The organism is Streptomyces sp. TAA040 (genome assembly GCF_000424845.1).
This window is the reverse complement of record NZ_AUKR01000012.1, coordinates 98,062-113,554: the sequence shown is the minus strand read 5'-3', so window position 1 is coordinate 113,554 and position 15,493 is coordinate 98,062. Positions and strand designations below refer to the sequence as shown.

Below are 15,493 nucleotides of genomic sequence, written 5' to 3'. Positions count from 1 at the left end.
CGACCCCGGTGACAATGGCCCGCGAGGTGGTGGTTCCCAAGCGCGGTGCCGGTCAACGCGGTTCGGGAATGCCGACAGGGTGGCAGGTCCTTGTCCCAGGGGGGAACGCGCTGCGTCCACCAGGTGTCTCACTTCACCGTCCATCATGTGATCAGACGCAGGAAGGCGACCCTTACCCACGTACGATGGGCAGCGAGCCGCCGCCTCAAGGGAGGTCCTTGCACGTGACCAGTCAGGTCAGCCACGACCGCGCCAAAGATGTCCGGCGCCTGGACCGGGTGGTCATCCGGTTCGCCGGCGACTCCGGTGACGGCATGCAGCTCACCGGGGACCGCTTCACCTCGGAGACGGCCTCGTTCGGCAACGACCTCTCCACGCTGCCCAACTTCCCGGCCGAGATCCGCGCCCCCGCAGGCACCCTCCCGGGGGTGTCCTCGTTCCAGCTGCACTTCGCCGACCACGACATCCTCACGCCGGGCGACGCACCGAACGTGCTGGTCGCGATGAACCCGGCCGCCCTGCGGGCGAACGTCGCCGACCTCCCGCGCGGCGCGGAGGTCATCGTCAACACGGACGAGTTCACCAAGCGCGCGATGGCCAAGGTCGGCTACGCGACCAGCCCGCTGGAGGACGGCTCGCTGGAGGCGTACTCCCTGCACAAGGTGCCGCTGACCACGCTGACGGTGGAGGCGCTGAAGGGCTACGACCTCGGACGCAAGGAGGCGGGCCGGTCCAAGAACATGTTCGCGCTGGGCCTGCTCTCCTGGATGTACAACCGGCCGACGGAGAGCACCGAGCACTTCCTGCGGACCAAGTTCGCCAAGAAGCCGCAGATCGCCGAGGCGAACGTCACCGCCTTCCGGGCGGGGTGGAACTTCGGCGAGACCACGGAGGACTTCGCCGTCTCCTACGAGGTCGCCTCGGCCTCCCACACGTTCCCCACCGGGACATACCGGAACATCTCGGGCAACCTCGCGCTGTCTTACGGACTGGTCGCCGCGTCTCAGCAGGCGGACCTGCCGCTGTACCTCGGCTCGTACCCCATCACCCCGGCGTCCGACATCCTGCACGAGCTCTCCAAGCACAAGAACTTCGGCGTCCGCACCTTCCAGGCGGAGGACGAGATCGCCGGCATCGGTGCCGCCCTCGGTGCCGCCTTCGGCGGCTCGCTGGCCGTCACCACCACTTCGGGCCCCGGCGTGGCGCTCAAGTCCGAGACCATCGGGCTCGCCGTCTCACTGGAACTGCCGCTGCTGGTCGTGGACATCCAACGCGGCGGCCCGTCCACCGGGCTGCCGACGAAGACCGAGCAGGCCGACCTGCTCCAGGCGATGTACGGGCGCAACGGCGAGGCCCCCGTCCCGATCGTGGCGCCGGCCACCCCGGGCGACTGCTTCGACGCGGCGCTGGAGGCGGCCCGGATCGCCCTGACCTACCGCACCCCGGTGTTCCTGCTGTCCGACGGCTACCTGGCCAACGGCTCGGAGCCGTGGCGGGTCCCGGACGTCGACGACCTCCCCGACCTGCGTGTGCAGTTCGCCACCGCGGCCAACCACGTGCGGGAGGACGGCGGCGAGGAGTTCTGGCCGTACAAGCGGGACGAGCAGACCCTCGCCCGCCCCTGGGCCGTACCGGGCACCCCCGGGCTCGAGCACCGCATCGGCGGCATCGAGAAGCAGGACGGCACCGGGAACATCTCCTACGACCCGGCGAACCACGAGTTCATGGTGCACACCCGGCAGGCCAAGGTCGACGGAATCGAGGTGCCCGACATCGAGGTGGACGACCCCGAGGGCGACGCGCCGCTGCTGGTGCTCGGCTGGGGCTCCACCTACGGCCCGATCACCGCCGGCGTGCGCAGGCTGCGGAAGTCCGGGCAGCCCGTCGCCCAGGCCCACCTGCGGCACCTCAACCCCTTCCCCGCCAACCTCGGCGAGGTGCTCCGCTCCTACGGCAAGGTGCTGGTGCCCGAGATGAACCTCGGACAGCTCGCCACCCTGCTGCGTGCGCGCTACCTCGTCGACGCGCAGTCCCTCACCCAGGTCCGCGGCCTGCCGTTCAAGGCCGAGCAGCTCGCCACCGCCCTCAAGGAGGCCATCGACCATGGCTGACGTTCTCGCCGAGGGACACCTGACGCGCACGTCCGAAGCGCTGTCGCTGGTGCCCAAGGCCGACGCCGAGCAGTCCGCGAAGGACTTCAAGTCCGACCAGGAGGTGCGCTGGTGCCCCGGCTGCGGCGACTACGCCGTGCTGGCCGCCGTGCAGGGCTTCATGCCCGAGCTCGGGCTGGCGCGGGAGAACGTGGTCTTCGTCTCCGGCATCGGCTGCTCGTCCCGCTTCCCGTACTACATGAACACCTACGGGATGCACTCCATCCACGGCCGCGCCCCGGCCATCGCGACCGGGCTCTCCACCGCCCGGAGCGACCTGTCGGTCTGGGTGGTGACCGGCGACGGCGACGCGCTGTCCATCGGCGGCAACCACCTCATCCACGCGCTGCGCCGCAACGTGAACCTCAAGATCCTGTTGTTCAACAACCGGATCTACGGGCTCACCAAGGGCCAGTACAGCCCGACCTCGGAGGCCGGGAAGATCACCAAGTCCACCCCGATGGGCTCACTGGACGCGCCGTTCAACCCGGTGTCGCTGGCCCTGGGCGCCGAGGCGTCCTTCGTGGCCCGGACGGTGGACAGCGACCGCAAGCACCTGACCGGGGTGCTCCGGCAGGCCGCGCAACACCCCGGCACCGCCCTGGTGGAGATCTACCAGAACTGCAACATCTTCAACGACGGCGCCTTCGAGGTGCTCAAGGACAAGCAGCAGGCGCAGGAGGCGGTGATCCGGCTGGAGCACGGCCACCCGATCCGCTTCGGCGTCCCGCTTGCCGAGGAGGACGGCGGGGACGGCCTGGGCTCCAAGGGCGTCATCCGCGACCGGACCACCGGCGACCTGGTGGTCGTCGACATCGCCGAGCACGGCACCGACGGCGTCCTGGTGCACGACAGCCACGCCGAGTCGCCCACCACGGCCTTCGCGCTCTCCCGGCTCGCCGACGCGGACACCCTGCACCACACGCCGATCGGCGTGCTGCGCAGCGTCCGGCGGCCGGTCTACGACACGCTGATGGCCGACCAGTTGGAGGGCGCCGTCGAGCAGCACGGCAAGGGCGACCTCGCCAACCTGCTGCACGGCCAGGACACCTGGACCGTCGCCGGCTGAGCCGCACGGTCACCGCGAACGGCGGTCCGGGCCCGGAGGGGCGCGGGCCGCCGTTCGGCGTTCCGCGCCCGCGGGCCAGGGAGCGGGCGGGCGCGGCCCGATGAGCCCGGGGCGCGGCCCGGGGCCCCGGGGTGGCTCCGGAGCGTGAATGACAGGACCGTCACACCAAAACGAACATGACAAGCGGGCCGTCCCGGCGCTACCGTCGAGGAGTTCCGTTCTCGACTGCCACCGGCGTCCAAGGGAGTCCCCGTGCCGTCCACGAGTGAGACCCGCACCGGGTTGATCTTCGGTTTCACCGCCTTCGGCATGTGGGGCCTGCTCCCCCTCTACTGGCACCTGCTGGCGGAGACCGCCGCGAGCGAGGTGCTCTCGCACCGGATGGTGTGGTCGCTGCCGACCGCCGTCCTGATGCTGGCCGCCGTCCGCCGCTGGGCCTGGATACGCACCCTGCTCCGGGAGCCGAGGAAGCTCGGCCTGGTCGTCCTGTCGGCCGCGCTGATCTCGGTGAACTGGTTCCTGTTCATCTGGGCAGTCAGCGTCGGGCGGGTCCTGGAGGCCTCGCTCGGCTACTTCATCAACCCACTGATCACCATCGCCCTCGGCGTGATGCTGCTGCGCGAGCGACTACGCCCCGCCCAGTGGGCGGCCGTGGGCGTCGGCACCCTCGCCGTGCTGGTGATGACCGTCGCCTACGGCGAGGTCCCGTGGGTCTCCCTGGCCCTCAGCGTGAGCTTCGCCGCCTACGGACTGATCAAGAAGCAGACCGGCCTGGACGGGCTGGAGGGCTTCAGCGCGGACTCCGCGCTGCAGTTCCTGCCCGCACTCGGGTTCCTGGTCTTCCTCGGGACCCGGGGCGAGTCCACCTTCACCTCCGAGGGACCGCTGCACGCGTTGCTGCTGGCCGGCGCGGGCCTGGCCACTGCACTGCCGCTGATCTTCTTCGGGGCGGCCACCGTCCGCGTCCCGCTCTCCACAGTCGGACTGCTCCAGTACGTCGCACCGTCGACGATGTTCGTGCTCGGCCTCGCGGTGTTCCACGAGGAAATGCCGCCGGAGCGGTGGGCCGGCTTCCTGCTGGTCTGGACGGCGCTCTGCATCCTGACCTTCGACGCACTGCGCAACGCCCACCGGGGGCGGAGCCGGTTGCGGGCCACGGCGGCGCGCGCCGTGCCGGACTCCCCCGCGGTGCTCGCGTCCGGGGACGCGGGCACCGCGGGCACGGCGGGGGTCGCGGGGCCGACCGAGGCTCCGGGGAACCCCTCGACCCGACGTTCCGGCCGGCGGGCCTGACCAGCCCACGTGTCCGCTCAGCTGACACCGGGCGCCGCTATGCGCACAGCATCTTGACAGGCCCCCCTCCGGACCAGAGCATCATGTCCACGTCAAACGACTGTGGAGGCATCGATGCCTGCTCACCCCCCGCGCCCCCGTGACCGCAGACCGGTCCTGCCCCGTACTCTGCTGCCCGCGGCACTGGCCGCCGCCGTTGCGGCCGGCGCGCTCGCCGGCGCCCCGGCGGCCGCCCAGCCCGCCGCCGTCCCGGCCCAGGTCCACGCCGCCGCCGAGGCACCCGACATCCCGCTCGGCAACCTCAAGGCGCACCTCGACGACCTCCAGTCGATCGCCGCGGCCAACGGCGGCAACCGTGCCCACGGCAGGCCCGGCTACCTGGCCTCGGTCAACCACCTGAAGGACAAGCTGGACGCGGCGGGCTACCGCACGAGCGTCCAGCAGTTCACCGCCTCCGGGAGCACCGGGTACAACCTGATCGCCGAGTGGCCGGGCGGCGACCCGGACCAGGTGCTGATGGCCGGGGCGCACCTGGACTCCGTCTCCAGCGGCGCGGGCGTCAACGACAACGGCTCCGGCTCCGCCGCCGTACTGGAGACGGCGCTCGCCGTCGCACGCGCGGACCTCCGACCCGAGAAGCAGCTCCGCTTCGCCTGGTGGGGCGCGGAGGAGCTGGGACTGCTGGGCTCCCGCCACTACGTGAACAGCCTGTCGAACAGCCGCCGCGCCGCCATCGACGGCTACCTCAACCTGGACATGGTCGCCTCGCCCAACCCCGGCTACTTCGTGTACGACGACGACCCGCGGATCGAGCAGGTCCTCAAGGGCTGGTACGCGGAACGTGGCATCGCCACCGAGATCGAGACCGAGGGCGACGGCCGCTCCGACCACGCCTCGTTCAAGAACGCCGGCATACCGGTGGGCGGCCTGTTCACCGGGGCGAGCCGGACGAAGACCGCCGCGCAGGCCCGGAAGTGGGGCGGAACCGCGGGCCAGGCCTTCGACCGCTGCTACCACAGCTCCTGCGACATCACTGCGAACATCAGCGACACCGCGCTGGACCGCAACAGCGACGCGCTGGCCCACGCCGTCTGGACCCTGGCGCAGGAGGGTCCGGGCGACCCGGGAGAGCCGGGCGAGGTGTTCGAGAACACCGGTGATGTGGCGGTCCCGGACAACGGGCCCGCGGTGACCTCCGCCATCCCGGTCGGCGGGCTCTCCGGCAACGCGCCCTCGGACCTGAGGGTGGGCGTGGACATCGTGCACACCTACCGCGGCGACCTCGTCATCGACCTGATCGGCCCCAGCGGCACGAGCCACCGGCTCAAGAGCGCCGGCGGCGACTCCACCCCCGACGTCCACGAGACCTGGACCGTGAACGCCTCCGCCGAACCCGCCAACGGCACCTGGCGACTGCGGGTCCAGGACACCCACGCCCGCGACACCGGCCGCATCGACGCCTGGAGGCTCACCTTCTGAACCCCGCACGTCCGCTGCGACGGTCCGGCGCCCCGGTCGCCCCCGCCGGGCCGTCGTCCCACGGCCGGGGCCTCGGCTCGGCGCCCCGAGGGTCCGGCCCGGGGGCGCCTGCTCGGGGTTCCCGGCCTTCGGTTCGGGCCCCCGGACCGCGGACCCCGGCTACGCCTCCTCCTCCCGGCGGCTGCGCAGGGCCCGCACCTTGTGCCGGTTCCCGCACCGCTCCATCGAGCACCAACGGCGCTTGCCGGGACGGGAGGTGTCGACGAACAGCAGCGGGCAGTCCGAGGCGGCGCACTCCCTGATCCGGTCGGCGTACCGGCCGCCCAGCAGCTCGACCGCGTCCCGTGCGACCGTCGAGAGCAGCTGCGCACCGGTGGCCGGCTGCACCCAGCGGCTTCGAAGGGCCTCTTCGCGGGCGACCGCGCCGTGCTCACCGGCCGGCGGACCGAGCCGGGGCACCAGTGACGGAAGGGCGGCCGCCTCGTTCACCGCTTCCAGCGCCGCGCGCCGGGGCGGCAGCCCGCGCACCCGGTCGACCGCGAGCACCCAGAGCTCGTCCCGCAGTCGGCGGGCGGCGGCGAGCTCCTCCTCCGTGACCAGGACGTCCGGGGCGGGGCGGAGCCGGGACCGCCCCGCCCACACGGCCAGGTCCGCCGGGCGGTGCAGCACTTCGAACCGGGCGTAGGCGCCGGGCCCGCCGGTGGTGAGCAGCTCCAGCGAGAGCGCCCCGGGGTCGAAGCGGAACGCCACTCCTTCGGGTGAGTGGAGGATCAGGCCCGTTGCGGCTTCCGTCATGTAACTACTATAACTGGTTACCAGGCGGCGGCACGGAAGAGGGCCGCAGCCACCGTCGTCGCCGGCGGTGGTACCGGGCCGAAGAGCAGGGAGCAGGGAGAGATCCGATGGCACTTGGCTGGAAACTCGTGATCGACTCGGCCGATCCGCACACGCAGGCCGATTTCTGGTCCGCCGCACTCGGCTACCTGGCGGAGGACCACAGCGTCCTGATCGAGCGGCTCCGAGGCGCGGGCGTGGTGGACGACACCGTGCTGACCCGGCATCGGGAGCGCCTCGCCTGGACGGACGCGGCGGGCGCGCGGCATCCGGACGACCCCTGCGACCCGGAGTCCGGAGCGGGCCTCGGCCGGAGGCTGCTCTTCCTTCGGGTGCCCGAGCCGAAGTCCGACAAGAACCGCCTGCACATCGACATCCACCCGGAACCCGGGCGGCGGGCGGAGACGCTGACGCGACTCGAAGCCTTGGGAGCGACCCGAATACGCCACGTCCAGGAGCCCGCCGGGGAGTGGGACGTGCTCAGCGACCCCGAGGGCAACGAGTTCTGCCTCAGCTGACCGGCGGTCCGAGGAGGCAGCGTGCGCAGCATGCCACCGGCCCCGCGGCGGGACCGCGGGGCCGGTGCTGGGGAGAACGGGACGGACCGGTCGCTGCCGGTCGACCGGCAGCGACCGGTCCGCAGGCGTCCGGGCGGGTGATCAGCCGGCGTCCGCGGCCTTGATCAGGCCCTCCTTGGTGAGGGCTCCGGCGTAGACCTCACCGTCATCGGTCAGCAGCACGTTGACGACGCGGGTGCTGAAGACCCGGCCGGTACCGAAGTCTCCTTCGGCCTTCTCCGAGTAGGCGTCCAGCAGTCCGCCCGCACGGTCGGCGTCGGGGCCGCTCCCGGCGTCCGAAGCGCCCTCGCCCTTGACCGTGAGGACGGAGTTCCAGCCCTTGCCGCGCACCTCGGGTTCCCCTCCGGAGCCCAGGGCGCCGACGCCCGGCAGACCGCGGAGCGCCCCGAGGTCCGGCAGCCCCCGGCTGTCCTTCCCCGAGTCCTCCCCTGCGCCCTTTCCGTTGTTCTTCTCCCCGTCCCACTCCTCCGCCTCGGTCACCTTCGCGTCCTTCGGCAGGGTGAAGTCGAAGGTGCCGGCTGTCGGCTTGCCGAAGTCGATCTTCGTGAAACCGATCTCCACCACCGGCTTGCCGCCCTCGGCAGCCGCCAGCGTGAACCTCAGCGGGGCACCGTTCTCGGCGTCCACCGCGATCCGCATCGCCTCGACCGTCGAGTCCGGCGCGTTCTTCGGGGCGAGGGAGAGCTCGTAGGCGTCGCGGCCGGCGATCCGTGTCGTGCCGTCCACCGTCACCGCGGTGGTCTCGCCCACCGCGTCCAGGGCCTGCTCGGCGGCCTCACCCGGCGTCAGTCCCTCCAAGCCCTTCGGGGCGTTCTTCTCGCTCCCGCCGTCACCGTCCTCGGAGCCCTCCGGCGCGGTGGCGTGGAAGACGGCGTTCTCGGCGGTGTCGTGCGCCCAGACCTCGTCCCCGTTGTGCACCAGTACGTACTCGTCCGCCCCCTTGCCCATGGAGACCCGATGCTTCTCAGGACCGTCCGCCGCCACCTCCAGCTCGTGCTCGCCGAGCGCCAGCTCGGTCAGCTTCTCGCTCGGGTCGGCGCTGCCGCTCCCCTGGGACGGGCTCGGCACGGCATCGCCGAGCAGGTCCGCCGCGCCGCTCTGCAGGCCGGGGAGTCCCAGGTCGGTGCTGACCCGGACCGTCCCCGAGAACTGGTCGACCTCCGAGGCGGCGACCTTGGCGACCAGCTCCTCGGCGCTGATGCCGGGGAGCTCGGGGTCACCGTTGTCGGCGAGCGCCGGCACCAGGCCCACGCTGACCGCGACCACTCCCACCACGGCCGTCGGTACCGCGTAACGCATTGCCTTCTTGCCGGGCTCACTGGTTCGGGTACGTGCCATGGTTGCTCAATCCTCCGTGCGTGGCGGCTTCCACCCCGGGCCGCCACCGTCGCCGGAACCGATGCGGGGTGGTACTACCATCGCAACAAATCCCCCGGCTTTCCACGTCAGCCGACAGGGGCAAGCCGTGTCCGTCCACGGGATGAGTTCCGACACGGCGGTACGGGAGCGCCCCTTAGGGGGCGGCAGGCCCGCGGCGCGGCCGCAGCAGTGCGGTCGGCGGCACGCGGACGGGACCCGGCAGAGGCGGCGGGCCCGGTCGGGGCTCGTTCAGCCGGCGCGGTGCACCACGGCGTCGCACAGCTCCGACAGCGCGTCCTTCGCCGTGCAGGAGGCCAGCGGAGCCAGGGCGTCCCGTGCCTCCCCGGCGAAGCGGACGGTATCGCGCCGCGCCTGCTCCAGTGCCGGGTGCGCCCGCAGACCGGCCAGCGCCTCGGCGTGCCGGCCGTCGTCGGTCAGATCGCCGTCCAGCAGCCGGCACAGGTCCCGGTCGGCCGGAGCGCCGCCCTCGGCCGCCATCGCCCGCAGGTAGAGCACGGGCAGGGTCGGCACCCCTTCGCGCAGATCGGTGCCGGGTGTCTTGCCCGACTCGTGGGTGTCGCTGGCGATGTCGAGCACGTCGTCCGCGAGCTGGAAGGCCGTGCCGATCCGCTCCCCGTACTGGGTGAGGATACTGACGACCTGCTCGTCGGCCCCCGCCATCAGCGCGCCGAAGCGCCCGGAGACGGCGATGAGCGAGCCGGTCTTCCCGGCGATCACTTCGAGGTAGTGGGCGATGGGGTCGTCCTCGGGCCGCGGTCCCGCGGTCTCCAGGATCTGACCCGTCACGAGCCGTTCGAAGGCCTCCGCCTGGACGCGTACCGCCTCCGGGCCCAGGTCGGCCAGGATGTGCGAGGCGCGGGCGAAGAGGAAGTCGCCGGTGAGGACCGCGACCGAGTTCCCCCAGTTGACGTTCGCGCTGGGCACCCCGCGCCGCACGTCGGCCTCGTCCATGACGTCGTCGTGGTAGAGCGTGGCCAGGTGGGTGAGCTCGACCACCACCGCGGAGGGCACCACTCCGGGGGCGTACGGGTCGCCGAACTGCGCCGACAGCGTCACCAGCAGCGGCCGGAACCGCTTCCCGCCGGCCCGCACGAGGTGCTGGGCGGCCTCTGTGATGAACGGGACCCCGCTTTTGGTCGCCTCGAAGAGTCCCTCCTCGACGGCCGTGAGCCCGGCGTGGACATCGGCTTCAAGAGCCTGGTCCCGCACGCTCAGCCCAAAGGGTCCGACGACGGTCACGAGGAGTCTCCTGTCTGCGGACGATCGCTCTGGTCAATGCGTCGTTTGCCACCACCCCGGGCAGCGTATCCCGTCACATAGGGATCACGGCAGCCACGTCCCTCGATAGCCTGTTCGCGGCTGAATTCCGGCGACGACCTCGAAGGCGAGGGCTCCACCCCATGTCAGCAGAGAACCCGCTCGATCTGTCCGAGGACCACCTCTTCGGTCGGAACAATCTCCCGTACGGCGTCTTCAGCACGGCCGACACCCCTGGCCGACGGCGCATCGGGGTGCGGTACGGCGACCATGTACTCGACCTCGGTGCTGCGGCGGAGGCCTTCGGCTCGCCCCACGCCGCTCTCCTCGCAGCGCCCACCCTCAATCCGCTGCTCGCCGCGGGCCGGACGGTGTGGACGGCGGTCCGCACCGACGCCAGGCTCTGGCTCACCTCCCCGGCGGGCGGCCCCCCGAAGGGTGCTTCCCCCTCGGAGGACGCTCCCGCTGCGGATGCCGCCGCCGGCAGCTCCGGTCACAGCGGCACCGGCAACTCCGGTAGCTCCGGCAGCAACCGACCGGACGTCGCCTCGCTGCTGGTGCCGCTCAACGAGGTCGCCCTGCACCTGCCGTTCGAGGTCGCGGACTACGTCGACTTCTACGCGAGTGAGCACCACGCCACGAACGTCGGCCGGATCTTCCGGCCGAACGACGCCCCGCTCACCCCCAACTGGAAGCATCTGCCCATCGGCTACCACGGCAGGGCCGGGACGGTCGTGGTCTCCGGCACGGAGATCGTGCGGCCGCACGGTCAGCGCCGGGCCGCGCCGAAGGAGCAGGCCGGGGGCGCCGGAGGAGCAGCGCCCGCGGGCCCCGAATTCGGCCCCTCGCAGCGGCTCGACATCGAAGCCGAGGTCGGTTTCGTGGTCGGCACGCCCTCCCGGATGGGCGAGCCGGTGCCGCAAGCCGGCTTCCGCGAGCACGTCTTCGGCGTCTGCCTGCTCAACGACTGGTCGGCCCGGGACATCCAGGCGTGGGAGTACGTACCGCTCGGCCCCTTCCTCGGCAAGTCCTTCGCCACCTCGGTCTCCGCCTGGATCACCCCGCTGGAGGCGCTGGACTCCGCCCGAACCGCACCGTCCGCCCGCAGCCACCCGCTCCTGGAATACCTCGACGACTCCCGCACCGAACCGGCCGGTCTGGACCTGCGGATCACCGTGTCGCTGAACGGCACCGTGATCGCCGAACCGCCGTTTTCGGCCATGTACTGGACAGCGGCCCAGCAGTTGGCCCACCTGACCGTGGGCGGAGCCTCGCTGCGCACCGGCGACCTGTTCGCCTCGGGGACGGTCAGCGGCCCGGAACCTCATCAGCGGGGCTGCCTGCTGGAGCTGACCTGGGGCGGTCAGGAGCCGCTGGAACTCCCCGAGGGCAGTCGGACCTTCCTCCGGGACGGCGACGAGGTCACCCTGACCGCATGGGCGCCGGGACCGGGGGAGAGCCGGGTGGGCCTGGGCGAGGTCAGCGGCCGGATCGCCTGCTAGCTTGACCGCCATCCGAACGACCCGATCGACTACCTAGGAGAAGCAGGTGCGCACGTCAGCGCGATACACGGGGGCAGCCGCGGTCATGGCGGCGGTGCTGCTCGTGAGCGGATGCGGAAGCGGCGGGGACGAGGAAACGGCGCCGGGCTCCTCCTCGGCGACCGCGAACGAGGAGAGCGGGAACGGCGGCTCGGACGCCGAGGCCAAGCCCGGCAGCGTCCAGGGCATCTGGAACACCACGGTGGACGGCGAGGACTTCGTCCTCAGCGTGCTCGCCGACGGGGCCACCCTGATGCGCGCCGACCAGGCCTGCACCGGTCGGGTCACCGACACCGGCAAGCCCTCGCTCGCCCTGAAGTGCCCGGACGGCGGTGGCGGGGAGCGCACCAACGGCACGGTGGAGAGCATCGGCGACGGCACCATGGAAGTGACGTGGAACGGCGGTGACACCGACACGTTCACCAAGGTCGCCGACGCCCCGAAGGACGTGCCCACTGACCTGGGCGATCTGGAGGACCTGGTCCCGCAGGAGAGCTGAGCACCACCGCGGAGCCACCACCGCGGCACCGAGCACCACCGAGGCACAGGCCGCGGGAGGCCGGTGGGGCCGGGACATCCGTCCCGGCCCCACCGCGCTCCGGCTCCCGCGCTCCGGCCCGGGGCCGGCCCGCTCAGCGGACGAAGACCCCCGCCTGGGAGGCGAGGTCGAGGAAGTACTGCGGCGCCACCCCGAGTCCGAGCGTCACGACCACGCCGATGGTGATCGCCGCCGTGGTGAAGGCGCTGGGAATCGCGACGGTCGGACCGTCCGCCTTCGGCTCGCTGAAGAACATCAGCACGATGACGCGGATGTAGAAGAACGCCGCGATCGCCGAGGCGAGGACGCCGACCACCACGAGGGCTCCGGCGCCACCCTCCGCGGCGGCCTTGAAGACGGCGAACTTGCCGGCGAAGCCGGAGGTGAGCGGAATCCCCGCGAAGGCCAGCAGGAAGACCGCGAAGACCGCGGCCACCAGCGGCGACCTGCGTCCCAGCCCCGCCCACTTGGACAGGTGGGTGGCCTCGCCGCCGGCGTCGCGCACCAGTGTCACCACCGCGAAGGCGCCGAGCGTCACGAACGAGTAGGCCGCCAGGTAGAACAGCACCGAGGAGATGCCGCTCGGTGTGGTGGCGATGACGCCGGCCAGGATGAAGCCGGCGTGCGCGATCGAGGAGTAGGCGAGCAGCCGCTTCACATCGGTCTGGGTGATGGCCACGATCGCGCCGACGAGCATCGACACGATGGCCACGCCCCACATCACCGGGCGCCAGTCCCAGCTCAGCCCGGGAAGGACCACGTACAGCAGCCGCAGCAGCGCGCCGAAGGCGGCCACCTTGGTCGCCGCCGCCATGAAGCCGGTCACCGGTGTCGGGGCACCCTGGTAGACGTCCGGGGTCCACATGTGGAAGGGCACGGCGCCGACCTTGAACAGCAGACCCATCAGCACCATGGCTCCGCCGATGAGCAGCAGCACGTCGTTGCCCATGACGGAGGCGAGCGCCGGGTCGGGCTCGGCCACGGTGCCCTCGACGACCCGGGCGATGCCCTCGTAGCCGACGGTTCCCGCGTATCCGTAGAGCAGCGCGATACCGAAGATCAGGAATGCCGAGGAGAAGGCCCCGAGCAGGAAGTACTTCACCGCGGCCTCCTGCGAGAGCAGGCGCCGGCGCCGGGCGAGTGCGCAGAGCAGGTACAGCGGCAGCGAGAAGACCTCCAGCGCGATGAAGAGCGTCAGCAGGTCGTTGGCCGCCGGGAAGATCATCATGCCGCCGACCGCGAAGAGCAGCAGCGGGAAGATCTCGGTCGTCGTCCAGCCGGCCTTGACCGCGGACTTCTCCCCCTCGCCGCCGGGCACCGAGGCCGGCTGGGCGGCGAAGGAGTCCACCCGGGAGCCGTGGGCCGCCGGTTCCAGCCGCCGTTCGGCGAACGTGAAGACGGCGACCAGCGAGACCAGCAGGATCACGCCCTGGAGGAAGAGCGCCGGTCCGTCCACGGCGATGGCCCCGAGGCCGACGATCGCCGCCTTGGTGGTGGCGTACCCGTTGAAGGACAGGCCGAGCACGGCGGCGAAACCGCCGGCGAGTCCGGCCAGGGCCAGCGCCACCTGGGCGGTGTAGCGGGCCTTCCGCGGCGCGAACGCCTCGACCACGATGCCCAGTACGGCCGCACCCAGCACGATCAGCGCGGGCGAGAGCTGGAGGTACTCGATCGACGGGGTGCCGGCGGCCGGCGCCCCCGTTGTCCACAGTCCGTGCACGGAGGCCTCCAGCCCCGCACTCGGCCCTGTGCTCATGTGCGCACTCACTCCGCGGCCTCCACCTCTGGTACGGGATCGGTCTTCTGCACATCCGAGAGGGTGTGCTCAACCGCCGGATTGACGATCTCGGTCAGCGGCTTCGGGAAGACGCCGAGGAGGATCAGCAGCGCGATCAGCGGTGCCACGACGGCGATCTCCCGGACCCCGAGGTCCGGCATCCGTTCGATCTCCGGCTTCTCCACCGGTCCGGTCATGGTCCGCTGGTACAGCAGCAGAACGTAGAGCGCCGCCAGGACGATGCCTGCGGTGGCGACGATCCCGGCCGCCGGGTAGCGACTGAACGTGCCGACCAGGACCAGGAACTCGCTGATGAAGGGCGCGAGCCCGGGAAGCGAGAGCGTGGCCAGCCCGCCGACGAGGAAGGTGCCGGCCAGGACCGGGGCTACCTTCTGCACACCGCCGTAGTCGGCGATCAGCCGGGAGCCGCGCCGGGAGATCAGGAAGCCGGCGATCAGCATCAGCACCGCGGTGGAGACGCCGTGGAAGACCATGTACAGGGTCGCGCCGCTCTGGCCCTGGCTGGTCATCGCGAAGATGCCCAGGATGATGAAGCCGAAGTGCGACAGCGACGCGTAGGCCACCAGTCGTTTGATGTCCCGCTGGCCGACGGCCAGCAGCGCGCCGTAGACGATGCTCACGAGGGCGAGCACGATCACCACCGGGGTGGCCCAGGCGCTGGCCTCCGGGAAGAGCCCGAGGCAGAACCGCAGCATCGCGAAGGTGCCGACCTTGTCGACGACCGCCGTGATCAGGACCGCGACCGGTGCGGTGGACTCCCCCATGGCGTTGGGCAGCCAGGTGTGCAGCGGCCACAGCGGCGCCTTGATCGCGAAGGCGAGGAAGAAGCCGAGGAAGAACAGCCGTTCGGTGTTGGTGGCCATGGTCAGCTCACCGGCTGCCCGGGCCTCGGCGATCCGCTGGAGCGAGAAGGTGCCCTCGCCGAGCTGGTCGGCGGTGACGGCGTAGAGGCCGATGACCGCGGCCAGCATGATCAGGCCGCCGGCCAGGTTGTAGAGCAGGAACTTCACCGCGGCGTAGCTGCGCTGCCGCGAGCCCTCCTCCTCGCCGCCGGAGTGGGCCCGGTCGCCGAAGCCGCCGATGAGGAAGTACATCGGGATGAGCATGGCTTCGAAGAAGATGTAGAAGAGGAACACGTCGGTGGCGGCGAAGGAGATGATCACCATCGCCTCGACCATCAGGATCAGCGCGAAGAAGCCCTGGGTGGGACGCCACCGCCGGTTGGGCTGCTCGTCCTCCAGCGGGTCGGCGTCGTACCAGCCGGCCGCGATGACGAACGGGACGAGCAGGGCGGTGAGCGCGATCATCGCCACCCCGATGCCGTCCACACCGAGTTCGTAGCGGACCCCGAACTCGGCGATCCAGGCGCGCGACTCGGTGAGCTGGTACCGGTCGCCCGAGGGGTCGAAGCGCATCATGACGACCCCGGCCAGCAGCAGTGTCGCCAGTGAGACGGCGAACGCGAGCCACTTGGCCGCGACGCGCCGGACGGCCGGGACCGCCGCGGTGGCGATCGCCCCCAGCGCGGGCAGGACGGCCGTGGCCGTCAGCAGCGGGAAGGAACTTGCAGACATAA

General features: G+C 71.5%; 12 protein-coding genes. 7 read left to right on the top strand and 5 right to left on the bottom strand.

Annotated features, from left to right (window positions below; translation table 11 throughout):
• The first annotated feature begins 185 nt into the window (after positions 1–185).
• The 4 genes from H300_RS26580 to H300_RS0112525 all read left to right on the top strand — a co-directional run bounded on the left by H300_RS26580 (position 186) and on the right by H300_RS0112525 (position 5,991).
• Positions 186–2,111: a 2-oxoacid:acceptor oxidoreductase subunit alpha gene (locus H300_RS26580; RefSeq protein ID WP_051269993.1), complete on the top strand. Its 1,926-nt coding sequence runs from the start codon at positions 186–188 to the stop codon at positions 2,109–2,111.
• Positions 2,104–3,219, top strand: a complete 1,116-nt coding sequence (locus tag H300_RS0112535) for a 2-oxoacid:ferredoxin oxidoreductase subunit beta (RefSeq protein ID WP_028427704.1) — start codon at positions 2,104–2,106, stop codon at positions 3,217–3,219. Before H300_RS26580 ends, H300_RS0112535 begins: the two co-directional genes overlap by 8 nt.
• Before the next feature lie 252 nt (positions 3,220–3,471).
• Positions 3,472–4,512, top strand: a complete 1,041-nt coding sequence (rarD, locus tag H300_RS0112530) for an EamA family transporter RarD (RefSeq protein ID WP_028427703.1) — start codon at positions 3,472–3,474, stop codon at positions 4,510–4,512.
• Positions 4,513–4,626: 114 nt separating this feature from the next.
• Entirely contained in the window at positions 4,627–5,991 is a 1,365-nt protein-coding gene (locus tag H300_RS0112525) for a M28 family metallopeptidase (RefSeq protein WP_078515944.1), read from the top strand.
• Between the two features lie 159 nt (positions 5,992–6,150).
• Here H300_RS0112525 and H300_RS0112520 read toward each other — a convergent pair whose 3' ends face one another.
• Positions 6,151–6,786 (bottom strand): ABATE domain-containing protein, encoded by a 636-nt coding sequence (locus H300_RS0112520; RefSeq protein WP_028427701.1) that lies wholly within the window; start codon positions 6,784–6,786, stop codon positions 6,151–6,153.
• 107 nt (positions 6,787–6,893) lie between these two features.
• Here H300_RS0112520 and H300_RS0112515 point away from each other — a divergent pair, with 107 nt between their 5' ends.
• Positions 6,894–7,343: a VOC family protein gene (locus H300_RS0112515; protein WP_028427700.1), complete on the top strand. Its 450-nt coding sequence runs from the start codon at positions 6,894–6,896 to the stop codon at positions 7,341–7,343.
• Between the two features lie 141 nt (positions 7,344–7,484).
• On the opposite strand, the gene H300_RS0112510 is transcribed toward H300_RS0112515, so the two are convergent.
• Positions 7,485–8,741 (bottom strand): hypothetical protein, encoded by a 1,257-nt coding sequence (locus H300_RS0112510; protein ID WP_028427699.1) that lies wholly within the window; start codon positions 8,739–8,741, stop codon positions 7,485–7,487.
• A 270-nt stretch (positions 8,742–9,011) separates the two neighbouring features.
• A complete protein-coding gene (locus tag H300_RS0112505; protein ID WP_028427698.1) occupies positions 9,012–10,022 on the bottom strand; it encodes a polyprenyl synthetase family protein in 1,011 nt (336 codons plus the stop codon).
• Between the two features lie 161 nt (positions 10,023–10,183).
• On the opposite strand from H300_RS0112505, the gene H300_RS0112500 reads away from it, so the two are divergent.
• Both H300_RS0112500 and H300_RS0112495 read left to right on the top strand, forming a co-directional pair.
• Entirely contained in the window at positions 10,184–11,542 is a 1,359-nt protein-coding gene (locus tag H300_RS0112500) for a fumarylacetoacetate hydrolase family protein (RefSeq protein ID WP_028427697.1), read from the top strand.
• Positions 11,543–11,588: 46 nt separating this feature from the next.
• Positions 11,589–12,080, top strand: coding sequence for a hypothetical protein (locus H300_RS0112495; protein ID WP_028427696.1), 492 nt, complete (start codon positions 11,589–11,591; stop codon positions 12,078–12,080).
• 133 nt (positions 12,081–12,213) lie between these two features.
• Here H300_RS0112495 and nuoN read toward each other — a convergent pair whose 3' ends face one another.
• Both nuoN and H300_RS0112485 read right to left on the bottom strand, forming a co-directional pair.
• The gene (nuoN, locus tag H300_RS0112490) at positions 12,214–13,875 is read right to left on the bottom strand and encodes an NADH-quinone oxidoreductase subunit NuoN (protein ID WP_028427695.1); all 1,662 of its coding nucleotides are present in this window, start codon (positions 13,873–13,875) and stop codon (positions 12,214–12,216) included.
• 8 nt (positions 13,876–13,883) lie between these two features.
• Positions 13,884–15,491 (bottom strand): NADH-quinone oxidoreductase subunit M, encoded by a 1,608-nt coding sequence (locus H300_RS0112485; RefSeq protein ID WP_028427694.1) that lies wholly within the window; start codon positions 15,489–15,491, stop codon positions 13,884–13,886.
• Positions 15,492–15,493 lie beyond the last annotated feature (2 nt).